Here is a 23,829-nt window from a genome sequence, read left to right on the forward strand (position 1 = left end):
GGAGGAGCGAACCGCGATGGACCCGACCTTCCGGCGCCGTCGGGCGTCCGCCGCCTGGATCCTCGGGCTGGCGACGGCGACGGCGCGCGTCGCCTCGGCCCAGCCGGCCGGCGAGGCCCCCGTCTTCATCCCCCATCCCATGCCGCCGGCGATCGCGCCCGCGGCCTACGGGCCGGCCCCGGCCGTCGTCGAGCCGCCCCTCGTGCGGCCGGCCCCGGTCGCGATCGAGGCCCCCCCCGACGAGATCGAGAACCCTCTGGAGCGGGCCCCGCTCGACCCGGTCGCCGCCGCGCGGAAGGGGCCGCACTTCTTCTTCAAGAAGATCCGCTCGTGGCACTGGAGGCGGGCGCAGGGGAAGCTGCTGGGCTACCCCGAGGAGTTCAGGCCCCGCATGCTGGGGTCCTCGGTCTACGCCATGGGCCGGACGATGGCGTCCAACGGGGCCGAGGCCCGGCTGGCCCTGCACGACTACGACTTCGCCCCGGGATCCGCCGAGCTGAACGAGCGGGGCCGCGACCAGCTCGCCAAGGCCGCCGCGCAGCTCGCCGCGAGCCCCTACCCGCTGATCGTCGAGCGGACCCCGGACGACCCCGAGCTGGCCGGGGCGCGGCGGCGGGCCGTCCTGGACGCCCTGGCCGCCGCGTCGTTCCCGGTCGCCGAGGAACGCGTGCTCGTCGGCCAACCGCTGCCGTTCGGGATGTCGGGCGTCAACGCCCAGATCGTCAGCGCCAACGCGCTGAACCGGACGCAGCAGTACGGGCCGCCGATCCCGATCAACGCGAACGGCGTGAACAGCCCGAGCGGCGTCACGAACCAGATGGTGGGCGTGGTCCCCGGCCAGTGAGGCGGGGTGGTCCGCCGGCGACGGCGGCGACGGGAGGAGCGATCATGCGACTCGGCCGACCTAACGGGCGGATCCTCGGCGGCTGCCTGGTCCTGACGGCGGTCGCCTGCGCCGGCTGCCGCGGGGGCCCGGGCCGGCGCGGCGAGCACGCCTCGGCGAGCCTGCTGGACTCGGGGAGGGCGGCGAAGGTCTCGCACCGGCAGGCGGCCGACGTCGAGATCGCGATGGCCCGCTCGCTGGAGCAGTCCGGCGACCTGGCCGGCGCCGAGGCCGCCTATCGCGACGCCCTGGCCAAGGACCCCCGCCGCGGCGACGCCGAGGCCCGCCTGGCCGTGCTGGCCGACGAGCGCGGCGACCTGAAGGGGTCGGCCGAGCACTTCGAGCGCGCGGCGAGGCTGGCCCCCGACGACCCCGAAATCCTCTGCGACCGGGGCTACAGCTATTATCTCCAGCGTCGCTGGGCCGACGCCGAGGGCTGCCTGCGCAAGGCCCTGCAGAAGGACCCGCGGCACGCGCGGGCCCACAACAACCTGGGCCTGACGCTCGCCCGCCAGGGCGACCGCGACGGGGCCCTGGCCGAGTTCGCGAAGGCGGGCTGCGACCGGGCCGACGCCCGGTCGAACCTGGCCCTGGTGCTGGCGATGGAGGGCCGGGTCGAGGACGCCCGGACGCTCTACGCCGAGGCCGCCGCCGCCAAGCCCGGCTCCGTCGCGGCCCGCGAAGGCCTCCGCGCGGCCGACGCCGCCCTGGCGGCCCGCGGGTTCGGCGGCGGCGCCCGAGAGTCCCTCGCGGGCGCGATCCCGCCCCCGTCGCGGTTCGACCCCGCCGTGGCCCGGGCCTCAGCGACGCGGGGCGACTGACGCGGCCGAGGCGGGCCCCGAGGCGTTCCCGAAGGCCGCCATCGTCTGGAAGACCGCCGGCGCCAGCAGGATCACGAAGATCGCCGGGAAGATGCAGAACAGGGTCGGGAACAGCATCTTCGTCGCCGCCTTCTGCGCAAGCTCCTCGGCCTGCTGCTTGCGGCGCTCGCGGAGCGTCTCGGAGTGGCTCTTCAGGCTCTTGACCAGGCTGGCGCCGAACCGCTCCGACTGGCCGATGACCGTCGAGAGCGAGAGGGCCTCGTCGAGGTCCGTGCGCTGGGCGAAGTGCAGCAACGCCTCGCCGGGCGACCGGCCGAGCTGGACCTCGCGGTCGACGATCCTCAGCTCGTAGCCCAGGAGCGCGTGGGCCGAGACGATCTCCTCGGCGACGCGCTTGAGCGAGCTCTGGAAGCTCAGCCCCCCTTCCAGGCAGATCATCAGGACGTCCAGGGCGTCGGGCAGCGCCCGGCGGAGCTTGATCTGACGCTTCTTCTTCCGCCGGTCCAGCCACATGCCCGGGCCGATCATGCCGGCCATGAAGAGGCCCAGCGCCGCGCCCAGCGAGTGCGCCGGAGGCGTCGCCCCGCTCAACGTCATGACGCCGCCCATCACCAGGGCGAGCATCAGGATCGACAGCTTGACCCCCAGGAACACGTACATCGCCTGGCGGTTGTAGAGGCCCGCCTGGACGAGGCGGGTGGACAGCCGATTGCGCTCGACCTCGTTGTTGGGGACGATCACCTTGCCCAGCTTCGGCAGCGCCGCGCGCGCGATCTTGCCGACGCTCTCGGGCTTCTCGGACCGCTCGGCCTTCCCGGACAGCTCGTCGAGCCGGGCCGAGAGCTTCCGCCCGCGGCCGGACAGGGACAGGCCGGCGAACAGGGCCAGCCCGACCGTCGCCGCGAAGATGCCCAGCATGATGACCGTTTCCGAATCCATGGCCGCCCCTCAAAAGTCGAAGTTCACGATCTTCCGGATCCAGAGGATGCCCAGGACTTCGGCCCCGAAGCTCACGGCCAGCACGTTGGGGTGGTCGAAGAGCACGACCGCGTACTTGTAGTTCATGAACAGCAGGATCACGATCATCAGGGGGGGCATCGCCGCCAGGATCCAGCCCTGCATGCGGCCCTCGGCGGTGAGGGTCTGGATCGCCCCGCGGATCCGGTAGCGGTCGCGGACCACGGCGGCCAGCTTCGTCAGCATCTCGGCGAGGTTGCCGCCGGTCTGCTGCTGGACCAGGACGGCCAGGACGAAGATCTTCAGCTCCACGATCCCGGTCCGCCGCGTCAGCTCGCGGAACGTGACCTCCGGCGAGAGCCCGAGGTTCTGCTGCTCGTAGCAGTAGGCGAACTCGGTGGAGATCGGCTGGGGGAACTCCTGGGCCACGCCGAGGACCGCCTGGCCCAGGCTCTGCCCGGCCCGGACCACCCGCGCCATCAGGTCGAAGGCGTCGGGGAGCTGCGAGCGGAGCCGCTCCATCCGGCGGTCGCGCCGCTTCTTGACGTAGAAGAGCGGCGCCAGGCCCCCCAGGACGAGGCCGATCGCCGCGTCGAGGGGATGGGTGCGGACGGCGGACCCCACGGCGGCGAGCACCGCCGCGGCCACGCCCGCGATCATCAGCAGCCGTCCCGGCGTGACGTCCAGCCCCGACTGCTCCACCATCGACTCGAACGCCTGCCTCCAGGTCGGCGAGCCCTCGCCGGCCCGGACCGCCGCGTCCATCTGGTCGAGGTTCTTGAACAGCGACGCCTTCTTCACCTTGGCGGCCGACGCCGACGCCTTCTTCTTGAGGAACTCGACGTCGACCCGGTCGTTCACCCGCGCGCGGTCGCGCAGGAACAGGTCGGAGACGACCTGGAAGACCGCGACCACGAAGGCGACCGCCGACGCCCCCGCCAGCCCCAGGACGATCGTGTCGTTCACGGCGTCCCCTCCCCCTTGCCCCGGCCGAACAGGCCCCAGAGCCGGTCGCCGTTCCGCGGCTCCTCGGCGTCCGACGGCGGTTCCGCCTGCGGGCGCGACGTCAGGATCCGGCTCTCGAACAGCTCGGGCGCGAGGCCCAGCCCCGCCTCCTCCAGCCGCTCGAGGCACTTGGGCCTGACCCCCGTGCAGTAGTGGTAGCCCTGCGCGGCGCGGGTGCCGTCGACGCCCGTCTGCTTGAAGACGAAGAGGTCGTGCATGCTCACCACCTCCTCCTCCATGCCGACGATCTCCGAGATCTTGATGATCCGCCGTACGCCCCCGGAGAGCCGCGCCGCCTGGACGATGATCTGGACCGCCGAGGCGATCTGGCGGCGGATGATCCAGATCGGCAGGTCGAAGCCCGCCATGCCGACCATCATCTCCATGCGGCCGATGGCGTCGCGGGTGTCGTTGGCGTGGATCGTGGTCATCGAGCCGTCGTGGCCGGTGTTCATGGCCTGGAGCATGTCGAGCGTCTCCGAGCCCCGGCACTCGCCGACCACGATCCGGTCGGGCCGCATCCGCAGCGCGTTCTTGACGAGCTCGCGGGTGCCGATCGCGCCCTCGCCCTCGATGTTCGGCGGCCGGGTCTCCATCCGGACGACGTGCGGCTGCTGGAGCCGCAGCTCGGCCGCGTCCTCGATCGTCGCCACCCGCTCGTCCTCCGGGATGAACGCCGAGAGCGCGTTCAGGAGCGTCGTCTTGCCCGATCCGGTCCCGCCCGAGATCACCATGTTGACCCGCCCCTTGATGCAGGCGGCCAGGAAGTCGACCATCTCCTGGGTGATCGCCCGCTTCTCGATCAGGTCCTGGGTCAGGAGCGGCGACTTGCCGGCGCGGCGGATCGACAGCAGGGTGCCGTCGAGGGCCAGGGGCGGGATCACCGCGTTGACGCGCGACCCGTCGGCCAGGCGGGCGTCGCACAGCGGCGAGGTCTCGTCGATCCGGCGGCCCACGCGGCCCACGATCCGCCGGACGATCTCCACGAGGTGCTTCTCGTCGTTGAAGACGACGTCGGTCTTGGTCAGCCGCCCCCCGCGTTCGACGTAGACGACCTTGGGGCCGTTGACCAGGATGTCGGAGACGGTCGGGTCGCGCATCAGGCCCTCGAGCGGGCCGATGCCGAACGTCTCGTCGAGCACCTCCTCGATCAGCTGCTCCCGCTCCGTCAGGCTCAACAGGTCGTCGTGCCGCAGGCAGAGCTGCTCGGCGCCGCGGCGGATCTCGTCGCGGATCTCGGACTCGCTCAGCGAGCCGATCGTCGAGAGGTCCATCTCCGAGATCAGCTTCTGGTGCAGGTCCTTCTTGATCCGCAGGTGCCGCTCCTCGGCCGAGGCCAGCCCGGAACTCCGCCGGTCTTCCTGCACGTTGGTCGTCGGGCTCATCGGGTTCGTCCGTTCCGGGATGTCGTGGGCCGCGGCCCGTCGGCCGCGACGGGGTCCACCTCAAGCCTAGGGCGCGTTCCGGGGCGCGGGGGGGATCGCGTCGCCGCGACGCCACGGCCGCCAGACCCGACGCGGGACTTCCCGGCCGGCCCGCGCGTCGGCGGGGCCGTGCGGCGCGCCGAGGGACTGCGCGAGCTGGACAACGCTCCTCGCGACCTTGGAGGACGGCGACTCGATCACGAGCGGGACGCCGTTGTTGTTGGCGCGGGCGACGGTCCGGGCGTCCTCCGGGACCGCGTGCGCGATCTTGCCGCCGAGGGCCTCCTCCGCCTTCGCCCGGGGGACCTCGCCGGGCTGCCCGGCGCGGTTGACGACCAGGCGGATCCGGTCGCCGCCGACGCCCATCCGGCCCAGGTGCTCGCTCGTCCGGCAGACGTTGCGCAGCGAGTTGAAGTCGAGCCGGAAGACGACCAGCACGACGTCGGCCAGGCGAAGCGCGACGAGCTGCTCCTCGCGGAACGTGTGGTCGACGTCGACGACGACGTGCGGGAAGATCGAGCGGGCCAGGTCCAGCGCGCGGGCGACGCCCTCCGGGCGGACCAGGCCGGCGTCGGCCAGGCGGCGCGGGGCGGCGAGCAGGCTGACCCCCGACTCGTGGCGCGCGAACGAGCGTTCGAGCATCACCTTGTCGAACGGGACGTCGGTTTTGCAGAGGTCCGCCAGCGTGAACGACGGCTTGACGTCGAAGAGCGCGGCGAGGTCGCCGGCCTCGAGCTTCAGGTCGAAGAGCCCGGCCGAACCGTGCTCCGCCGCCAGCGCGGCGGCCAGGTTGGCGGCGATCGTGCTCGAGCCGGAGCCGCCGCTGGGGGCGAGCACGGCGACGATCCGCCCGAGGAGCTTCGCGGCCCTGGGGGCCGCGGCCAGCCGCTCGATCGAGGCGGCCAGCTCGACCTCCAGGTCGCCCTTGTCCAGGTAGTCGCGGACGCCGATGCGGTGGGCCTGCAGGACGAGCCGGGCGTCCGACGTCGGGCCGACGGCCAGGAGCCCGCCGCCGGCCGTCGGGACGAGCCGCGACAACAGCTCCAGCGCGGTCGCGGGGTCCGGCGGCAGCACCGCGACCACCACCTCGACCCCCTGCTCGCGGCCCAGCCGCGCGACCGCCTGGTCGGTCGGCAAGACGTTCGCCCTCGGGCAATCGCGCTTCTGGAAGGCCAGGACGGCCCGGATCCGGGCGGCGATCGCCTCGTCGTCGGCGACGATGAAGCAGGACATGGCTAATCCCTTATGAGAAAGACGGCATTCCTTGAGCAACCCCGCCCGTCAGCCCGGCCGCCGCCGCGGCCCGGGCGAGGCGACCGTGGAGACGTCCCCCGGGGCCGGCGGGAGCGGGCGGGCCCGGCCGCCGCGAAGGACCGTGATCTGATCGACGCCGGTCCTGGTCCCGCGCAGGGTGCGGATCGAGAGGACCACCGGGACCGGCTCGGGATCCGGGGCCGGCGGCGGCGCCGCCGCGACGGGCCCCGGGGACGGCTCAGGCTTGTGGACGCCGAGGTCGGCGAGCGTGGCCTTCGTCTCCTCCGCGTCCGAGTCGTCCTTGGCGTTGCGCAGCGACAGGTGGAGCGTCCCCTTGTTCTGCGCCAGGTCCAGGATCGAGGCCTGCCTGGGCGTCACCAGGAGGGTGACCGACCGCGAATCGGTCGGATTGGCGCGGTTGTCGGCCGGCGCGTCGACCATCGTGTGCACGGCCAGCAGCTCGACGTTCTGAATCAAGGTGGACGTCGTCGCCTCGTCGTCCCCGGTGGATCCGGGCGGGGTGATCGTCAGCAGGACGTCCACCTTGTTCCCCGGCTGCAGGAACCCGGCCAGGCTCGACGAGAAGGTGGGCGTCTGGATCGTGAAGGCCCGCATCCCCGGCCGGATCATCGCCGCCATCCCCGCGCGGGTCCCCTTGGGCAGGAGCTTCGGCTCGACGACGAACTCCCCCTTCAACATCGGGATGAACGTCGTCCGCCCGACCGCCTCGGCGATCGAGGGGAGCGCGCCCTCGGGCGCCTGATCCTTGGCCACCCGGCGGAGCTCGACCATCGACGCGTCGATCGCCTCGTCCCGCCGCAGGTCGACCAGGGCGGCCGCCACGGGGACCGTCTCCACGACGGTCGGCTTCTTCCAGGTCGAGCGGACGCCCCAGACGGCGCCCATGCCGCTGATCAGGGCGAGCATCACGACGACGAGCGTCTGCGGCCTCATGGCGGGGGTCCTTCAAACGAGGAGGCGGCCGCGACCGCGGGGGCCGAGCCGACGAGGACGCGGGGCTCGTCGAGGCCGGGCCGCCACCAGAAGACCGTGACGAAGAACCCCAGGCAGGTCGTCGCGGCGAACGGCACCAGCCGACGCCGGCGGTCGCCGCGCGCGGCCTCGACGGCGATCGAAGGCCCCGCCTGCGATGAGAAGTCGCCCCGACGCATCCGCTGGGTCAGGAACAGCAGGTCCACGGCCGTCGCGGCCAGGCCGCCGCCGAGGATCGACAGCACGAACGCATACAGCCCCGCCGCGATCGCCGAGGCGAGGAAGACGTGGACCGTCAGCCAGGGGCCGAGCCAGGCGCCGAGGGCCGTCAGCAGCTTGACGTCGCCCGCTCCCACGCCCCCCATCGCGAAAAACGCGACGAGCAGGCCGAAGCCGGTCAGGGCCCCGAGCCCGCTCGTCGCCAGCCCCCCCCAACCTCCGACCCACGCGGACGCCGCCAGACCGGCCGCCAGCGTCGGGAAGGTCAGGGCGTTGGGGACCTTGAACTTCCAGACGTCGGTCGCGGCGGCGATCACGGTCGCGACGGCCGCCGCCGAGAGGAATAGCATCTCCGAGCGGTCCACGAGATCATCGCTCCCTCGTTAACGTCGGGCGAGGCGGCCGAGCGCCGGGCCCGAAGACTCCGGAGAGGACCGTCGTCCTCGGGCCGCGGAGGTGGAGTCCCGGCCTACCGGAGTGTTTCCGCCATTCGCTGCAGGCTCGAAGCGAGACTCACGCCGAGTTCCGTCGCACCCAGGACCACGGCGGCGGCCACAAACCCGATCGTCATCGCGTACTCGATCATCGTCGCCCCATCGACTTCGAAGGCCAATCGCTTGAGGGCGTTCATCCCCGCGACCTTCCGTCGTTCGAACTGATTCAAAGGAAGGGTCGATAGACGTCCTTGGCCCCCGGAGATCCAATCGGAGGGCTGCTTTCGCGGCCCCCCGCCGCATCGACGACTCGTCGAGGTGGATGAAAAGCGAGCCGCAATCGTCGATCGACCACACGGCCGATCGCGCCGAACTTGCCGCTCAGGGCCGTCAACCGATCGCGGTCTTGACGGTGTCGAACTTGCCGCTCAGGGCCGTGCCGAGCGTGGTCACGGCGCCCATGACGACCACGGCGATCAGGGCCACCATCAGGGCGTACTCGACCATCGTGGCGCCGTCTTCTTCCGACACGAGGCGGTTCAGGAAGCTACGCATCGAATGTCTCCTTAAGGAAGGGGGGGGTCGGCGTCCTCGCCGGTCTTCGGGAGGCGTCGTTACGGCGGATAGGATCGGACGGCGGGACGATCGCTCGATCTCCCACGGCGAGGGTCGGGCCGATCGGCATGGGGCTCGCACGAGCCCGGAAAGCCGTCGATTCGATCCGAATCGCCTGCGTCCGCATCCTCCGTCGGCAGCCGGCGTCCCGCGTCGGCTCACAAGAGAAGCCAAGGTCGCGGATGGGCCCTTGTCAATAAAAACGGCCGCCGCCGGGCGGCCTCCCCCGCGTGCGTCGACGCGACGCATCGCGTGCGCGTCCGGTTCAACTAGCCAGTTTTGCCGTCGTCCCGGCGAAGGCGAGGCCCGCGACCTAGGATCCACTCAGGGCCGCCACGCATACCGCTCGCGCGGGGACGGCGGCCGGGAGGGACGCCGTGAGACGCGGAAGATCTCGAAGACGGAGCCGCCGGGGCGCGGCGGCGGTCGAACTGGCCGTGTTGCTGCCCTTCCTGACCCTCGCCAGCCTGGGGGCCGTCGACTTCGGCCTGGCCTTCCGCTGCGTCGCGGCCGTCACCGACTGCGCGCGGAGCGGCGCGGCGGCCGCCATCGACCCGGCCGTCGGCGCGGCGGGGCTCGACGCCGCGATCCGCGCGGCCGCGGCCGGCGCCGCCGCCGACCTGGACGTCGCCCCTACGGTCTCGTGGGCCGCGGGCCAGGACGCGGAGGGGCTCGACTACGTCGAGGTCACGGCGACCTATGAATACCACGGCATCGTCGGCAGCCTGTCGGGTCTCTCCTCGGCCACGATCGCCCGGACGGTCCGGATGATGCGCGCGCCCCTGTCGGGGAGTTGAACATGATGACGCGAACACTCGACCGTCGGGCCCGCAAGGGCGCCGTCCTGGTGGAATCGGCGATCGTCTACGCGGTCTTCCTGATGCTGCTGCTCGGCGGGCTGAGCGTCGGCCTGGGGATCTTCCGCCACCAGGAGATCGCCCACCTGGCGCGCGAGTCGGCGCGATGGTCGTCCCTGCAGGACGTCTCGATGCGGACCCCGGCGCAGATCATGACGAACGTGATCCGCCCCAACGCGGTCGGCGTGGATCCGGACGACCTGACCGTGACGACGACGCCCGCCCAGACCGACATGGCGACCGTGACGATCACCTACCCGTGGATCCCGGAAGTCTACCTCGCGCCCGTCACGCTCCGCAGTACGGCGCGGGCCCGCATCGCGTACTGAGGTTGCGAGGCGGCCCGCGCCGCCCGCGGGGCGGCCGCCGGAAAGGGGAGTTCGCCATGATCCGCATCTCGTCCTCGCGACCCTGGGCGAAGAAGGGCGCGGTCGCCGTCGTCGCGGCCCTCTCGCTGATCCCGATGCTCGGCGTCATGGCCCTGGCGATCGACGGCGGCCTGCTGCTCGCCGAGCGTCGCCACGCCCAGGCCGCCGCCGACGCCGCGTCCTTCGCCGCGATCCGCACGTATCACGTCGTCTCGCAGGCGGGCGGAGACCGCGACCCCATGGCCGCCGCCAACGCCGCGGCCCTCGCCTACGCGGCCGCGAACGGCTACTCGAACGACGGCGTCGCCTCCACGGTGACCTCGGGCCTCGCATCGCCGCCCGCCCGCTACGGCGCCGCGGACCTGAGCATCCAGGTCGTCGTCGCGTCGCATCAACCTCGTCTCTTCAGCGCGATCTGGGGCCAGGGCCGCGTCGACGCGGCCGGCCGCTCCCTCTCCGTGAGGGTGACCAACGCCCCCCCCTCGATCATCCTGCTCAACTCCAGGGACCAGGGGAGCCTCACGGTCGCCGGCGGTGCCAAGGTGATCGCCGCGGGCGAGATCCAGGTGAAGTCCAACAACGCCAAGGCCGGCGACATCAACAACATGGGGTCCGTCAAGGCGCCGACCCTCAAGGTCGCCGGCAACTACCAGCTCTCCAGCGGGGGCAAGATCGAGGCCGGCACGGCGATCAAGACCGCGAGCGACCCGTCCGCCATGGTCGACCCCCAGGCGAGCCTCGCCCAGCCCGACCCGACGGGCTATGCCACCCGGCAGAGCCCCTCGGGGTGGAACGCCACCAACCCTTTCCCCATCTCTCCGGGCCTCTACAACAGCGGGCTCACGCTCAACTCGGGCGGCATGAACTACACGATGAGCCCGGGGGTCTACTACATCAAGAGCGGCAATTTCACCGTCAGCAACGGCGTGCGCGTCACCGGCGCGGGGGTCATGATCTACCTGTACAACGGCAACGTGGACATCCAGGGCGGCCAGGGGATCTCGCTGACGGCCCCGACGAGCGGCGTCTACCAAAACGTCACCATCTTCCAGCGCTCGCCGCTGAACGTGGCCACCGGCGACTACACCCCCCACACGATCTCGATCGCGAACGGGACGAGCAACACGATCTCGGGCAAGATCTACGCCCCCGGGGCGACGATGACCGTGGCGGGCGGTTCGAACAACACCTACGGCACGCAGTTGATCGTCAACAAGCTGAACATCTCCAACAACGCCGTGGTCAACCTCCCCAAGTCGACCGGCTCCGCCGACGTCGTCTTCCACCTCGCTCAATGAGCCGAGCCCGTCGCGTCGGGGGGGGTTGACAGCCGCCCGCGTCCGCCTCATGCTGATCGTACCGGGCCGAAGTGGCGGAATGGCAGACGCGCCGGACTCAAAATCCGGTGGGGTAACACCCGTGTGGGTTCAAGTCCCACCTTCGGTACTAACGACTTACGGCGAACCGGGCGAGTCGAGCCAGATCCATTTGACAACAAATTGGCAACACCCCGCGGGGGGGTACGCAGGTGGCCGGGATCCCGTTCAGAAACGGCAGCTGGCGGTTGCGGTTTCGGTGAGGCGGGAGCCAACGGACGCTGACCCTGGGACGGGTCGCGGAGGCCGAGGCGAGGGCCAAGGCGGCCCAGGTCGACTACCTCCTCTTGCGGCTGCGGCAGGGGCTGATCGAGGTCCCGCCGGGCGAGGACGTCGTCGAGTTCCTTCTCCGCGACGGCCGGGCCGCTCCTCCTCGAGAACCCGAGAGCCCGGCCCTCGTCGCGTTCAGGGACCGCTCCCTCGAGACGCATCGCGCGTCGCTCGAGCCCCGGACCGTCTCCGGCATCGAGCTCCATTTCAAGCACATCGCGTCTCGGCTGGGCGACGCTTTCCAGATCCGCAAGTTGGGCCTGGCCGACCTGCAAGGCTACGTGGACGCCCGGTCCCGGGCGCGGCACCGCGGGCGCACGATCAGCCCGGCGACGATCCGCAAGGAGTTCGTGTCGCTCAAGACGGCCTGGAACTGGGCCGTCAGGATGGGCCTGGTCGCGGGGCGTTTCCCGTCGGACGGGCTCCGTTTCCCTCGATCAAGCGAGAAATCGCCGTTCATGACGCGCGCGGAGATCGAGCGCCGACTGGCCGAGGGCGGCCTGACCGACCGCCAGGCCGCGGGGGCGTGGGAGGCCTTGTATCTCAAGACCGACGGGATCGTCGAGGCCTTGGAGATCGTGAAGGCCCGGGCGTACCACGCCTGGATCTACGCGATGGCCTGCATGGCGGCCCACGCGGGGGCCCGACGGTCGGAGCCGATCCGGATGCGGACCAGCGACGTGGAATTCACGGCGGGGTCCGTGCTGGTCCGCGAGAAGAAGCGGGTGAAGGGTCGGGACAGCACGCGGCGAGTCCCCCTCACCCCTCTCCTGGTCGGCGTCCTCGGCGAGTGGCTGGCCGCCCACCCCGGCGGGCCCTGGCTCTTCTGCCATTCGTCGGTCGTCGACCGCAGCGGCACGAGGGGCCGGAAGACCCGCGGCCGGGCGGGCTCGCCGTTGTCGCGCGACGAGGCCCACGACCACCTCAAGAGGACGCTGGCCGGCTCGCGGTGGGCCGTGATCCGGGGCTGACGCGTCTGGCGGCACTCGTTCATCTCGGCCTGCGCCAGCCGGGGCGTCGACCAGCGGATGCTCCAGGAGTGGGCCGGCCACATGACGGCCGACATGCAGCGCCGCTACGCCCACCCCCACCCCGGCCTGCAGCGCGACGTCATCCGGACGGTCTTCCCAGGGCCAGGTCCGGCAGGAGGCCCTCCCGCCCGAACCTGACCAGCTCCTCGTGGGCGACCGACCAGCCTGCGAACTTGCCGCGGCCGTTCACCTGCTTCCGAGCCCGGACGCGACCGCGGCGGCACCATTCCCGGACCGTCACCTCGGACTTGCCGAGCCCCCTGGCGACCTGCACGGTCGAGTACCAATCCTGGACGGCCTCGCGCTCGACGAGGGATCGCAGCAGTTCCTCGATCCGGCCCATCCGGGCCTCCATAACATCCCAGGTCTCCGCCTCCCTCGCCGTCGTGGCCATCAGCCTCGGCTACTCCTCGGGGTCGCCTCGCGAAGCGCGGGGTCGATGCCCACGACTATCGCGGGCCCGTCGACGGCGCACCAAGAGGAGCTTGGCGGATTTTCTCCACGCGGCGGCACCACGCCGCGGGCGTCGCGAGGCGACGCGCCCGGCGACGCCGAGCAGGGCGCAGAGCCGATCCCTGATCGTCTCCTCGAAATCCTCACGCGTGCCAGGCTCCGCAACGCCCAGGAAGTCGCCCTCGACCGCGACGAGGACGGCCGAGGCCTGCGACCGCCCGACCGTCAGGGCCGCCGCGTAACAGGAACGGCCCCTCGCCGGGACGGGCCGCGAAGCGTCCTCGACGAGGACGTCGGACGCCCGGCCGTCGACCACGCGGTCGATCGCCTCGATGACGAGGGGCGGCCCGATCGCGACGCGGACGAGCCGCGTCTCGGGCGGCGTCTGAACGACGGATGGTCGCGGCGGGGTTCGATCTCGGCGACGAAGGGCGTCCGGCTTTGGGGGGCCGATCCGTTTTGGCTCCTTCCCAGCCGCCGACCTACGCCGAGCGAGGCCGCGACGGCCCTCCATGACGCGAGGCTGCAGATCCACCGCAGTCGGGTCGCCCGCGGCGACGCCGGGCGGGGGTCCCATCGGCCGCGATTTCGACGCGGCCGCATCCTCCCCGTCTCCCCGCTGGTATTTCGGGTTGCGCGTGAAGAACCGAGGGCTGACGATTCGTTTAATTCCGGCCGGCGTCGGCCGCTCACAGGATGGGCCGGCCCGGTCATGGCCCCACCGGTCGCGGCTTCGGGCCCTCCGGCGACGGGGCGATTGGAGTGCCGTCGCGGTCGTCCCCAGGGGTCGACGGACGGTGGGGTCCTGGAGGAGCGACCAGGGGCCGGGTACGCTCCAAGGCTGCGCGGAGTCGCCCGCCTCGGCGAGACCGGACTCCCCGATCGGCCCGGGGCCCGCGGCGATCGCATCGTCCTCGGGCCGGGCCGGCGCCGAATCCAGGCTCCGGGAACATCTCCGGACTCCCACGCGGGCGAGGACGGCCTCGGTGGGCGTCCGGCAGATTAGAGCGACCCACCGATCGACTCGCGATCGGGACGTCAGGCGACTTGTACGGTTTCGTCTCGTTCCGCGTTCCCGCCGGTTGCGCCGAAGGACCCGGCGAAATCGAGCGCGCCGGGATGGTTCACCCGCTCCGAGGGACGGCCTGCGGGCATCACCGCGTCGAGGGCCGGCTTCCGGACCGGGATCGCGAGGCGGCAAGTCCCTCGCGGTCCCGAAGGGTGTGATCCGCGGCGTCTCGACGGGCCCGGGTCGCGCGACGAGCGAGGTCGGCGTGTCGAGCGGAACCGCTCGCGACCTCGACTCCGCTCGTCGAGCCGACGACACGGAGCGTCTCGACGGCCCCGCCGGCGATCGGAGGGTGCGATTCCTTGACGCCGCAGCTCCGTCCAACCTCCTTCAAGGCGTGCGGGAAGAAGCGGCCCTCTCCAGGCCCGGAAGTCCGACGAATCGATCCGATGTCCGCTCCGCAAGCCCGGGCGCGCCGCGGCCGGGGCGACGGATTCTGGATCACGTGATTCAGTCGACGACCGGCCTCGCACGACGTCTCCGGCGCCCGAGTCGCAGCCTGCGGCGCCAAGGCCTAGGGGAGTCGAGGGCGAGCGGATTCGAAAGCCGTCTACCTGCAGGGGCGACTCCCGACGTAGCCTCCTCCGCGTCGAACTTCCGCTTCTTCGTACATCCGAGCTGGACGCAGTGGCGTCGGGAGCCGTCGTGGATAAGGGACCCCGGATCATCCGGGAATCGTCGGGGCTGCGGCTCGTCGCCGAGGGCGACGCCGCCGAACGAGAGGACGCGTGTAGCCGCGCCGAATCGGCTCCCGAGACGGCGAGCCGATCCCCCGATGGGGGCTGCCGGCCCGGCGAGCCTGGAGTCGCACGGGGACGGAGCACGGGGGAGCCGACCTCGGCGCCGCCCTCGGGTCCGCGGCTCGAAGGCGGGACGGGCGTACCTATCGCCCTCGAGACGTCGACGGCCGCTTCGAGCCTTCTCGAGCGACGTGCGGCTTCGGCAGGGCCCGCCTGTGACGCGGCGGGCGTCGTCGCCACCCTCCCGACGGTGGATTATGGATCGGCGGGGGACGATCTGCGGGAGAACTTCGGCCGAGACGTCACGGGCGTTGGATCGAAGACCGTCCACGAATATCGCGACGCCGGGGGGAGGCTTCTCTTCCAGGTCGTCCGAGGGCCGGGCAAGAGCTTCCGCCAGCGTCGTCCCGACCCCGCCGCCCCGCATCGATGGATCTGGGATGCAGCCGGCGTCGAGCCGACCCTCTATCGCCTCCCGGAACTCCTCGCCGCGGCCCCCTCCCGCCTGGTCTACGTGCCCGAGGGCGAGAAGGACTGCGACCGCGCCTGGCGAGCCTCGGCCTGCTCGCCACGACCAATCCCATGGGGGCCGGCCGGTGGCGGGACCGGTATAACGAGGCCCTGAGGGATCGCGAGGTCGTCGTCCTCGCCGACAACGACGACCCCGGCCGCCGCCACCTCCTGTTGCCCGACCTGCCGCCCAAGGGCGACTTCAGCGACTGGCTCGACGCCGGGGGCTCGGTCGGGGAGCTGGGACGCCTGGCCGCGGCCGCCCTGGCCGACCCGGGCCCGGCGAGCGCGACCCCGGGCGAAACGGCCCCGACCGACGCCGCCGCGTCGCGCCGCGGGGCCGAAGGAGACGTCCTGGAGGCCGCCCGGCCGCACTTCGCCGCGCTGGCGATCGAGTTCGGCCTGAGGGTCGTCTCCGAAAGCCCGAATGAACGGGGCTGGTTGAAATGCCGAGCCGTCGACCGCGACGACGCCCGGCCATCGGCCGGCTTCAACGTGGAGACCGGCGTCTATCACGACTTCGGCGCGGGGGGCCGTCTTTCGTTCCTCGCACTGGCCACGCGCCTGAAACCCGAAGCGTTCCCCGACGAGCGGGTCGTCCTCGACCACCTCGCCGAGCGGTTCGGCGCGGCCCGCCCCGGCGAGGCGTGGGAACCGCCCCTCCCCTTCCACGACGTCGACCCGCCCCCTTTTCCGACCGACGCCCTGGCCGGCTGGCAGCGGGATTTCATTGAGGCCGAGGCCACGGCCACGCAGACGCCGCCCGACCTGGCCGCCATGCTGGTCCTGTCCGTCACGGCCGCCGCCTGCGCCGGGAAGGTTGTCGTCGGCGTCAACGGCGGCTACGAAGAACCCGTCAACATCTTCACGGTCACCGCCCAGCCTTCAGCCAGCCGCAAGACCGCGGTGTTCCGCGACGTCGCCGCCCCGATCGAGGAGCATGAGCGCGACCTGGACGCGCGGTCGGCGCCGGCGATCGCCGAGGCCCGCAACCTGAAGGCGATCGACGAGAGGGCGCTCGAAGATCTGCAGCGGAGGGCGGCGAAGGCGAAGGGCCCCGACCGGAAGTCCTTGGTCGCCCAGGCGGACGAGCTCGCGCGCCGGCTCGCCGCGGCCCCACCCCGCCCGCCGCGCCTGCTGGCCGACGACGCCACCGCCGAGAGCCTGGGCTCCTTATTGGCCGAGAACGGGGGCATGATGGGCGTCTTCAGCCCGGAGGGGGGCAGATCTTCGACCTCATGGCCGGCCGCTACGCCGCGAACAAGGACGCGGCGAAGTACGGCGTCTTCCTCAAGGGGCACGCCGGCGACGCCCTCCGCGTCGACCGGAAAGGCCGGCCGTCGGAGTACGTCGCCCGGCCCGCCCTCACCCTCGGGCTGGCCGTCCAGCCGGAGGTCGTCAGGGGGCTGGGCCGGATCCCAGGCTCGCGGGGTCGCGGGCTCACGGCCCGATTCTTGTTCGCCATGCCCCGCAGCGTCGTCGGCCGCCGGATCGTCGCCCCGCCCGCCGTCCCCGAAAGCGTCAAGCGGGCGTACCGCGAGAGCGTGCTGGCCCTCCTGGGTCAGCCGTCGGACGCGGACGCCGCGTCTGACGGCGTGTCTCGAAAGTCGGTTTCCGGACCTGCCGGCGGGTCATCAGGTGGATCATCGCCAGCTCCACGAACGCTTCGCTGCTGCCCGTCGTTTCCTCGTAGCCCTTGCTGAGCCGGCGCGACCGACCGAGCCAGGCGAAGGTGCGTTCCACCCGCCATCGGAAGGGGATCACCACGAACGTCTTCGCCCCCGGCTTCTTCGTCATCACCTCCAGCCGGACCTTGTTCCGCGGCCGCAGGTCGCGGAGCCATTCGGCGATCCCGCCGTTGTAGATCGCGTCGGCGACGACCAACCGCAGCCGGCTGAAGCGGCGCCGCAACGGCTCCAAGACCAGCCTCGCCCCGTCGCGGTCCTGAACGTCGGCGGGATGGACCTCCACTGACGGGATCAACCCCAGTGCGTCGACCAGGATGTGCCGCTTGCGGCCGTCGACCTTCTTACCGGCGTCGTAGCCCTGCGGCCCCCTTTTTCGGTCGTCCGGGCCGATTGGCTGTCGATGATGGCTGCGGAGGGCTGCCTCTGCCGCCCGTGGGCGACCCGAAGGTCGCCCCGAAGCAGTTCGTTGAGCCGGTCGAAGGCGCCGTCGGCCTTCCACCGCATGAAGTACCAGTACACGATCCGCCAGGGAGCCGGCTGCATCGGGGCGCCGGGTTGGGGGCTCCCTCGTCCCGCCGTGTCCCCAGGGGCGCGCTTTCGCCCCCGAAGGCGGATCGAATGCCCATCTCCGACTCGATGGGACGCCGATCGCCTCGACCACAGCTGCCGAATCCGCCTCCAGCGGTTGGCCCGCCTGGGGCGATCGCGGCGGCGTGGGCGGGCCCCGGCCGAGGAAGGCGGCCCCACCTTCCTCAAGGATTCGTCGAAAAGCCGACGGGCCGGCGACGGCGGCCCCGCGGCCGGATCTCTGCGCGGGCGAAGGCCGGGCCGAGCCCTCGAGCTGCGGGGCGTCCAGCGGCCCGAGCCCCTCGGCACCGAAAGGGCTCACACCTTGAGCGACTCGGCCGCGCCGTCGTCACGGCCGGAAGCCGAGGGGCCGCACCGCGACGGCCTCGTCCGCAAGGCCGGCGCGGCACGGCGGATCGCCCGGTCGCCCAGCGGCCCGGAGCACGAGCTGATCGAGCCGTCGTCCCGACGGGACGAGAAGCCTCGCCCGTAGGCGGAAGAGTCCTGCCGCGTCTTCGGCCGTCCTCCGCGTCAATAGGGCGCCATATCTTCAAGGAAACCGGTCTAAACTCTAAATGCGATGTCGCCATGTATCTACACTCAGCGGTCGGCGTCATCTTCGATTGTAGATCTCACGGTGCCCGTGAGTGGCACGTCCTCTCGGGCGGTCGAGACGGCGTGCGAGGGGCGCGTGCAAGGTCGTGGGCGCCCCCAGCAAGCCGCCGGTGCGAACCCTTGGGCTGAAAATCGTAGCCGCCAAGTCTTGACTGCCGGGGTGGCGTCCGTATTAATGAAAGTTAACGCATTTCGAAAGGCCTTGGTGCCTCCACGGGTGGACGGGCAGTCTCTGCGGAAACCACGCTTCCTCGGCTCCGAAGTCAAGTTCCCCTGGTTCGGCCGGGCGCGCCCGGCGGCTGGAAGGGGCTCTTAACTCAAGAGGACCTCATGCGGGCATCGGCAGGAATCCGCAGGCTCCTGATGACGCTGCTGGTGCTCCGCGTCGTCGCCTGCCCGATCGCCGCCAGCCACGCCGCGGCCCGGTCCGAGGTCCGCTTCATCGTCCGCGTCTGCGTCTGGCCGGCTCCCAGGGCCGGGCGACCCGCCCTCGTCCTGCAACGTCGCGTCGATCCCGCCGAAACGCCGGGTTCGACCCGGACCACGCCGTCGGCCGGACGTCGTGAAGGCGGGGCGATCGCCGCCTCGACCTATCGCTCCGGCCTCCTCGCCCGCACCGGCCTCGCTCCGGTCCACGTCCCCGACCGCCTACGCTGCTGAGGCGGCCTCAAGCCGGTCCACGCCGTCGTCTCCACGCCCTCGCGCCGCGGCCGCCCTCGCCGGGTCGGCCCGAGCCGGCGCGCCTTCTCGCCCGTCCTGGGAGACCTCCGAATGAATGGACTGATCCGCGCCTCGCTGCGCAATCCGCACGCGATCGTGGTCTTCTGCCTGACGCTCGTGATGATCGGGGGCGTCTCGATCTATCTGATCCCGATCGACATCCTGCCTGTCTTCCGCAGCCCGGCGGTGCAGGTGCTGACGTTCTACTCGGGGATGCCCGCGGCGAGCGTCGAGAAGGACGTCACCAATCGGATGGAACGCTGGGTCGGGCAGGCGAACGGCACGCTGCGGCAGGAGTCGCGGTCGATCGTCGGGGCCAGCGTCGTCCGGGACTTCTTCCGGAGCGGGGTCGACCCCAACGGGGCGCTGACGCAGGTCAATTCGCTGGCCACGGCGGCCGTCCCGAGCCTGCCGCCGGGGACGCTGCCGCCGGTGATCCTGCCGTTCGACCCGACGGGGACGACCCCCGTGGGCATCCTCGCCGTCGACAGCCCGGACGGCTCGCAGAACGAGTCGATCCTCTACGACGTGGGGCGGTACGAGGTCCGCAACATGGTCATGAGCATCAACGGCGCGATCGCCCCGGTCGTGTACGGCGGCAAGATCCGGGCGGTCATGGCGTACCTCGACCGCCAGAAGCTCGAGGCCCGCCGGCTTTCGCCCCTCGACGTGATGAACGCGATGGACCAGTATAACGTCTTCCTGCCGACGGGGGACGCCAAGCTCGGCGACGTCGACTACGCCCTCGATTCGAACTCGATGTTCGACTACCCCGCCGAGATGGGGGACATCCCGCTCCGCTCCGAGGTCGGCAACGTCTCGTACCTCCGGGACGTGGCGACGACCAAGGACGCCTCGTTCATCCAGACGAACGTCGTGCGGATCGACGGCCGCCGCGAGGTCTACATCCCGATCTTCCGCCAGCTCGGGGCCAGCACCCTGGCGGTCGTCAACAGCGTGCGCGCCAGGCTGGACGAGTTCACCGCCCGCCTCACCCGGGGCGGCATCCAGCTCAAGCTGGTCATGGACCAGTCGGTGTTCGTCCGGCAGGCCATCTCCAGCCTCGTGCAGGAGGGGGTGCTGGGCGCGATCCTCTGCTCGCTGACGATCCTGCTGTTCCTGGGCCAGATCCGGATGACGGCCATCGCGGTGATGACGCTGCCGATCGCGGTGCTCTCGGCGTGCATCTTCCTCTACTACGCCGGCCAGACGATCAACGTGATGACGCTGGCCGGCCTGACGCTGGCCATCGGGCCGATGATCGACAGCGCGATCATCTGCCTGGAGAACACGCACCGGCACCTGGGCCTGGGGGCGACGCCGAAGGACGCCGCGTATCTGGGGGCGAGCGAGGTCGCGCTGCCGGAGCTGGTCTCGACGCTCTGCACCTTCCTGGTGCTCGCCCCGCTGGCGTTGATGCCGGGCATGGGCGAGTTCCTGTTCATGCCGATGACGCTCGCCGTGGCCTTCGCGATGTGCTCGTCCTACATCCTCTCGCGGACCCTCGTCCCGATGTGCAGCGCCGCCTGGCTCAGCGGCCACGGCCACGGCCACGGCCGCGAGTCGGGCGCCCCGGGCGGCGAGGGGGACGATCGCGACGACGGCCCGCGGCCGGGGTTCGTGGCGCGGGCCTTCGCGCGGTGGGAGCGGGGGATGGACGCCGCCTTCGCGGCGTACGCCCGCCTCCTGGGCCTGGTCCTGCGGCGCCGCCTGCTCGTCGTCGGGACGGCCTTCAGCCTCCTCGCCGCGACGCTGATCCTGATGTGGCCGATCATGCGCCGGGAGTTCTACCCCGAGGTCGACGGCGGGGCCTTCGAGATGTACCTCCGCGCCCCGAGCGGGACGCGGATCGAGAAGACCGAGGAGAAGGTGGCCCAGCTCGAGGAGTTCATCAAGGCGACGATCCCCCACCACGACCTCGAGCAGATCGTCTCGGAGATCGGCGTCAACGCGGACTGGTCGGCCGCGTACACGCCCAACGCCGGGCCCATGGACGCGGTCGTCAAGGTACAGCTCCACGAGCATCGCGGCAAGTCGGCACAAGAGTATGTGCATCTCGTCCGCACCGGCGTGACCAAGGACCCGCGATTCACCGACTGCGACTTCGGGTTCGACTCGGGGGGCCTGGTGCGGGGGGCCATGAACGAGGGCAAGTCGACGCCGATCAACATCCGCGTAACGGGCAAGGACCAGCGGACGGCCTGCACACTGGCCGAGCGGATCCGCGCCCGCTGCGTGAAGGTCGACGGCGTGGTCGACGCCCGGATCATCCAGCGGCTCGACTATCCCGAGTACGTCATCGACGTCGACCGGGCCAAGGCGGCCGACCTGGGGCTGACGCAGTCGGACGTCATGAAGAACGTGGTCGCGGCGCTCAACTCGTCGATCCAGTTCAACAAGAAGAACTTCTGGATCGACCCGGTGGGCGGCAACCAGTACTTCGTGGGCGTGCAGTACCCCGAGGGGGACATCAAGTCGATCGAGACCCTGCTGAACATCCCGATCACCAGCAAGGACCAGCGCAAGGCGATCCCGCTGAGCAACCTGGTCTCGTTGCGGCGGACCACGGTGCCTACGGAGGTCACGCACGACAACATCCAGCCGACGATCGACCTCTCGATGGGCGTATACGGCCGCGACCTCGGCCACGTCTCCGACGAGGTGACCCGGGCCCTCGAGGACTTCGGCGAGCGGCGGTCGGACGGCTCGTGGGTGCCCTTCGACCCTGGGAAGAAGGGCCATTCGCTGCTGAAGGGCTCGAAGATCGTGCTGAGCGGCGAGTACGCGCGGATGCAGGACACCTTCCGCAACCTCGGATACGGGCTCGTCGCGGCGTCGGTGCTGATCTACTTCCTGATGGTCGCGCTCGACAAGTCGTGGGTCGTGCCGCTGACCGTCATGCTCATCGTGCCGCTCTGCCTGATCGGCATCCTGCCGACGCTCTACCTGACGGGGACGGCCGTGAACGTCCAGTCGCTGCTGGGGTTCATCTTCGTCGTCGGGATCAAGGTGGCGAACACGGTGCTCATGACCGACTTCGCGCAGGAGCTGCGGCACGCCGAGAAGCTGACGCCGACCCAGGCGATCTTCAAGTCGGCCTCGATCCGGGTGAAGCCCGTGACCATGACGGCCGTCGCCGCCTTCTTCGCGCTGATCCCCAGCGCCCTGGCCCTGGAGCGGGGGAGCGAGGCCAACGCCCCGCTGGCGCGCGCGATCCTGGGGGGGCTCGCGGCCGGCGAGCCGGCGACCCTGTTCGTCCTCCCCTGCCTCTACGCGCTGCTCGTCCGCGACCGCGAGGGCGGGCATGACGACGACGAGGGCCCCGGCGACGACGGTTGAGCGCGTCCGGGGGATGACCGACGCATCGCCGGCTTTAGGGTATTCCAGCGAACGATCCGACGGGAAGGGGTGGGGCCGTGTCGAGCACAGTCGAAGTCGAGGCCGGCGAGGCGTCGCGGGGCGGCAAGCGTTCCTGGAGGAAGCCGATCCTCGCGACCGCCGCGATCGGCCTTGCGGGCGCCGCCCTGAGCTGGCATTTCGCGAGCCGCCGGGGCGAGGTGCGCCCGGCTCCCACACAGGACGAATCCCGGGCGAGCGTCGAGCCCGTCGCCGTCCGGGTCGTCCGGCTCTCGGAGGGGGGCATCCAGCGGACCAGCTCGCAGATCGGCACCGTGCAGCCGTACCAGGAGGCCGACCTGTACGCCAAGGTCTCGGGCTACCTGGCGAAGCTGCACGTCGACTACGGCGACTCGGTCAAGGCGGGCCAGCTGCTGGCGGAAATCGACGACCCGGAGATCGTGGAGGAGGCGAACCGGGCCGCCGCCGACCTCGAGCAGGCCGAGGCGGCCGTGGTGCAGGCCGAGGCCTTCGTCGAGTCGGCGGCCGCGGACCGCGCGGCCTTCGCGACGGCCGTGGAGCAGGCGAGGGCCGAGGTCGACCGCTACGCCTCGATGCGAACCTACCACGAGAAGAAGTTCGCGCGGTACCGCGACCTGGTGGCCAAGCAGGCGATCCCGCAGCAGATCGCCGACGAGGAGGAGGAAGGCTACGAGTCGGCGCGGGCCTCCGAGCTGGGCTCGCGCAAGGGGGTCCTGAACGCCGAGGCCCAGCTCGCCGCCGCGGCGGCGCGGGTGAAGAAGTCCCAGGCCGACGTGGTGGAGGCGAGGGCCAACGTCGACGTCGCCCGTTCGAAGCTCGCGAAGGCCCGGGTCCTCGTCGCCTACACGAAGATCACGGCGCCGTTCGACGGCGTGGTGACCCGGCGGAACGTCTTCCCGGGGGCGTTCATCCGGTCGGCGGAGGAGGGGGGGGTGACGCCGCTGCTGGCGATCGCGCGGATCGACGAGGTCCGCGTCGTCACCCAGGTCCCCGACCGCGACGTCGCCTGGACGGACGTCGGCGACGCGGCCGAGGTCACGCTCGACGCGCTCGCGGGCCAGGTCTTCAAGGGGACGGTCTCGCGGTTCGCCCAATCCGAGGATCCGACCACCCGGACCATGCACACCGAGATCGACCTGCCGAACCCGGAAGGGAAGATCCGGCCCGGCATGTACGGCGTCGCCTCCATCCTGCTCGACCGGGAGTCGAAGGGCTCGACGCTCCCCGCCTCGGTCCTCGTGGGCGAGTCGAAGGGGGGCAAGGCGGACGTCTACGTCGTCAAGGACGGCGTCGCCCGCAAGACGCGCGTCGAGATCGGCGCCGACGACGGGCTCCGGGTCCAGATCCTCTCGGGCATGAGCCCCGAGGACCAGGCCATCCTCAACACGGGCGCCGTCGGCGACGGGACGCCGGTCCGGGTCGCTCCGGCAGCGGGACCGACCCGCCAGGCGGACTCTCAGGCTGCCGCGGGCGGAGGCCCGCACCACGGCTGACGGGGAGGTCGACGCTCGCGCCACGCTCGGTATTCCTGCAGAAAGCCGGATGGCGGGCCGATCGAACCCTTATGGCGCGCCAGGTCGGG

The 23,829-nt window shown here is 71.4% G+C and carries 19 protein-coding genes, 1 tRNA gene and 2 pseudogenes; 12 read left to right on the plus strand and 10 right to left on the minus strand.

The genetic code is table 11. From position 1 onward, the window contains the following. Positions 1-16 precede the first annotated feature (16 nt). Positions 17-844: a hypothetical protein gene (locus PZE19_RS13220; RefSeq protein WP_277861096.1), complete on the plus strand. Its 828-nt coding sequence runs from the start codon at positions 17-19 to the stop codon at positions 842-844. Positions 845-888: 44 nt separating this feature from the next. Further along, positions 889-1,704 (plus strand): tetratricopeptide repeat protein, encoded by an 816-nt coding sequence (locus tag PZE19_RS13225; protein ID WP_277861097.1) that lies wholly within the window; start codon positions 889-891, stop codon positions 1,702-1,704. Here PZE19_RS13225 and PZE19_RS13230 read toward each other — a convergent pair. The 8 genes from PZE19_RS13230 to PZE19_RS13265 all read right to left on the minus strand — a co-directional run bounded on the left by PZE19_RS13230 (position 1,684) and on the right by PZE19_RS13265 (position 8,545). After that, positions 1,684-2,643 (minus strand): type II secretion system F family protein, encoded by a 960-nt coding sequence (locus tag PZE19_RS13230; RefSeq protein ID WP_277861098.1) that lies wholly within the window; start codon positions 2,641-2,643, stop codon positions 1,684-1,686. The two genes, PZE19_RS13225 and PZE19_RS13230, sit on opposite strands and share 21 nt — an antisense overlap. Before the next feature lie 9 nt (positions 2,644-2,652). Beyond that, entirely contained in the window at positions 2,653-3,627 is a 975-nt protein-coding gene (locus tag PZE19_RS32940; protein ID WP_277861099.1) for a type II secretion system F family protein, read from the minus strand. Beyond that, entirely contained in the window at positions 3,624-5,051 is a 1,428-nt protein-coding gene (locus tag PZE19_RS13240; protein WP_277861100.1) for a TadA family conjugal transfer-associated ATPase, read from the minus strand. The genes PZE19_RS32940 and PZE19_RS13240 overlap by 4 nt, the downstream gene beginning before the upstream one ends. 66 nt (positions 5,052-5,117) lie before the next feature. Then, positions 5,118-6,323: a CpaE/TadZ family protein gene (locus tag PZE19_RS13245; RefSeq protein ID WP_277861101.1), complete on the minus strand. Its 1,206-nt coding sequence runs from the start codon at positions 6,321-6,323 to the stop codon at positions 5,118-5,120. A 48-nt stretch (positions 6,324-6,371) separates the two neighbouring features. Continuing rightward, entirely contained in the window at positions 6,372-7,298 is a 927-nt protein-coding gene (cpaB, locus tag PZE19_RS13250) for a Flp pilus assembly protein CpaB (RefSeq protein ID WP_277861102.1), read from the minus strand. Continuing rightward, a complete protein-coding gene (locus PZE19_RS13255; protein ID WP_277861103.1) occupies positions 7,295-7,906 on the minus strand; it encodes an A24 family peptidase in 612 nt (203 codons plus the stop codon). The genes cpaB and PZE19_RS13255 overlap by 4 nt, the downstream gene beginning before the upstream one ends. A gap of 119 nt (positions 7,907-8,025) precedes the next feature. Further along, positions 8,026-8,187, minus strand: a complete 162-nt coding sequence (locus PZE19_RS13260) for a Flp family type IVb pilin (protein ID WP_277861104.1) — start codon at positions 8,185-8,187, stop codon at positions 8,026-8,028. A gap of 193 nt (positions 8,188-8,380) precedes the next feature. Next, complete coding sequence (locus tag PZE19_RS13265) at positions 8,381-8,545, minus strand: Flp family type IVb pilin (RefSeq protein WP_277861105.1); 165 nt, start codon at positions 8,543-8,545, stop codon at positions 8,381-8,383. Between the two features lie 437 nt (positions 8,546-8,982). On the opposite strand from PZE19_RS13265, the gene PZE19_RS13270 reads away from it, so the two are divergent. The 5 genes from PZE19_RS13270 to PZE19_RS13290 all read left to right on the plus strand — a co-directional run bounded on the left by PZE19_RS13270 (position 8,983) and on the right by PZE19_RS13290 (position 12,447). Further along, a complete protein-coding gene (locus PZE19_RS13270) occupies positions 8,983-9,402 on the plus strand; it encodes a TadE/TadG family type IV pilus assembly protein (RefSeq protein ID WP_277861106.1) in 420 nt (139 codons plus the stop codon). Positions 9,403-9,404: 2 nt separating this feature from the next. Next, positions 9,405-9,791, plus strand: a complete 387-nt coding sequence (locus tag PZE19_RS13275) for a TadE/TadG family type IV pilus assembly protein (RefSeq protein ID WP_277861107.1) — start codon at positions 9,405-9,407, stop codon at positions 9,789-9,791. A gap of 56 nt (positions 9,792-9,847) precedes the next feature. Then, positions 9,848-11,128 carry a pilus assembly protein TadG-related protein gene (locus PZE19_RS13280; protein WP_277861108.1) on the plus strand — a complete coding sequence of 427 codons (1,281 nt, stop codon included), beginning with the start codon at positions 9,848-9,850 and terminating at the stop codon, positions 11,126-11,128. 65 nt (positions 11,129-11,193) lie between these two features. After that, positions 11,194-11,276, plus strand: a tRNA-Leu gene (locus tag PZE19_RS13285). Between the two features lie 217 nt (positions 11,277-11,493). Then, the gene (locus PZE19_RS13290; protein ID WP_277861109.1) at positions 11,494-12,447 is read left to right on the plus strand and encodes a tyrosine-type recombinase/integrase; all 954 of its coding nucleotides are present in this window, start codon (positions 11,494-11,496) and stop codon (positions 12,445-12,447) included. A 139-nt stretch (positions 12,448-12,586) separates the two neighbouring features. On the opposite strand, the gene PZE19_RS13295 is transcribed toward PZE19_RS13290, so the two are convergent. Continuing rightward, on the minus strand, positions 12,587-12,901 hold the full coding sequence (locus PZE19_RS13295) for a helix-turn-helix domain-containing protein (RefSeq protein WP_277861110.1): 315 nt from the start codon (positions 12,899-12,901) through the stop codon (positions 12,587-12,589). Between the two features lie 2,450 nt (positions 12,902-15,351). Between PZE19_RS13295 and PZE19_RS32945 the strand changes: the two are divergent. Both PZE19_RS32945 and PZE19_RS32950 read left to right on the plus strand, forming a co-directional pair. Next, positions 15,352-16,485, plus strand: a pseudogene (locus PZE19_RS32945) (DUF3987 domain-containing protein); the annotation flags it as partial. Positions 16,486-16,517: 32 nt separating this feature from the next. Further along, on the plus strand, positions 16,518-16,982 hold the full coding sequence (locus tag PZE19_RS32950; protein WP_368411297.1) for a DUF3987 domain-containing protein: 465 nt from the start codon (positions 16,518-16,520) through the stop codon (positions 16,980-16,982). Here PZE19_RS32950 and PZE19_RS32955 read toward each other — a convergent pair. Next, positions 16,975-17,856: pseudogene (locus tag PZE19_RS32955) on the minus strand (transposase); the annotation flags it as partial. The gene PZE19_RS32950 and the pseudogene PZE19_RS32955 sit on opposite strands and share 8 nt — an antisense overlap. Before the next feature lie 623 nt (positions 17,857-18,479). Here PZE19_RS32955 and PZE19_RS13305 point away from each other — a divergent pair. The 3 genes from PZE19_RS13305 (at position 18,480) to PZE19_RS13315 (ending at position 23,740) form a co-directional block, all read left to right on the plus strand. Further along, entirely contained in the window at positions 18,480-18,809 is a 330-nt protein-coding gene (locus tag PZE19_RS13305) for a hypothetical protein (RefSeq protein WP_277861112.1), read from the plus strand. 111 nt (positions 18,810-18,920) lie between these two features. After that, positions 18,921-22,208 (plus strand): efflux RND transporter permease subunit, encoded by a 3,288-nt coding sequence (locus PZE19_RS13310; protein ID WP_277861113.1) that lies wholly within the window; start codon positions 18,921-18,923, stop codon positions 22,206-22,208. 77 nt (positions 22,209-22,285) lie between these two features. Beyond that, the gene (locus PZE19_RS13315; RefSeq protein ID WP_277861114.1) at positions 22,286-23,740 is read left to right on the plus strand and encodes an efflux RND transporter periplasmic adaptor subunit; all 1,455 of its coding nucleotides are present in this window, start codon (positions 22,286-22,288) and stop codon (positions 23,738-23,740) included. Positions 23,741-23,829 lie beyond the last annotated feature (89 nt).

This window comes from Paludisphaera mucosa (genome assembly GCF_029589435.1).
Taxonomy (GTDB): Bacteria; Planctomycetota; Planctomycetia; order Isosphaerales; family Isosphaeraceae; genus Paludisphaera; species Paludisphaera mucosa.

What these genes read in the sequence shown, in the direction of transcription:
- PZE19_RS13220 (WP_277861096.1), top strand. Translation starts at nt 17, where the DNA reads ATGGACCCGACCTTCCGGCGCCGTCGGGCGTCCGCCGCCTGGATCCTC.
- PZE19_RS13225 (WP_277861097.1), top strand. Translation starts at nt 889, where the DNA reads ATGCGACTCGGCCGACCTAACGGGCGGATCCTCGGCGGCTGCCTGGTC.
- PZE19_RS13230 (WP_277861098.1), bottom strand. Translation starts at nt 2,643, where the DNA reads ATGGATTCGGAAACGGTCATCATGCTGGGCATCTTCGCGGCGACGGTC.
- PZE19_RS13240 (WP_277861100.1), bottom strand. Translation starts at nt 5,051, where the DNA reads ATGAGCCCGACGACCAACGTGCAGGAAGACCGGCGGAGTTCCGGGCTG.
- PZE19_RS13245 (WP_277861101.1), bottom strand. Translation starts at nt 6,323, where the DNA reads ATGTCCTGCTTCATCGTCGCCGACGACGAGGCGATCGCCGCCCGGATC.
- cpaB (WP_277861102.1), bottom strand. Translation starts at nt 7,298, where the DNA reads ATGAGGCCGCAGACGCTCGTCGTCGTGATGCTCGCCCTGATCAGCGGC.
- PZE19_RS13255 (WP_277861103.1), bottom strand. Translation starts at nt 7,906, where the DNA reads ATGCTATTCCTCTCGGCGGCGGCCGTCGCGACCGTGATCGCCGCCGCG.
- PZE19_RS13260 (WP_277861104.1), bottom strand. Translation starts at nt 8,187, where the DNA reads ATGAACGCCCTCAAGCGATTGGCCTTCGAAGTCGATGGGGCGACGATG.
- PZE19_RS13265 (WP_277861105.1), bottom strand. Translation starts at nt 8,545, where the DNA reads ATGCGTAGCTTCCTGAACCGCCTCGTGTCGGAAGAAGACGGCGCCACG.
- PZE19_RS13275 (WP_277861107.1), top strand. Translation starts at nt 9,405, where the DNA reads ATGATGACGCGAACACTCGACCGTCGGGCCCGCAAGGGCGCCGTCCTG.
- PZE19_RS13280 (WP_277861108.1), top strand. Translation starts at nt 9,848, where the DNA reads ATGATCCGCATCTCGTCCTCGCGACCCTGGGCGAAGAAGGGCGCGGTC.
- PZE19_RS13295 (WP_277861110.1), bottom strand. Translation starts at nt 12,901, where the DNA reads ATGGCCACGACGGCGAGGGAGGCGGAGACCTGGGATGTTATGGAGGCC.
- PZE19_RS32950 (WP_368411297.1), top strand. Translation starts at nt 16,518, where the DNA reads ATGGCCGGCCGCTACGCCGCGAACAAGGACGCGGCGAAGTACGGCGTC.
- PZE19_RS13305 (WP_277861112.1), top strand. Translation starts at nt 18,480, where the DNA reads ATGCGGGCATCGGCAGGAATCCGCAGGCTCCTGATGACGCTGCTGGTG.
- PZE19_RS13310 (WP_277861113.1), top strand. Translation starts at nt 18,921, where the DNA reads ATGAATGGACTGATCCGCGCCTCGCTGCGCAATCCGCACGCGATCGTG.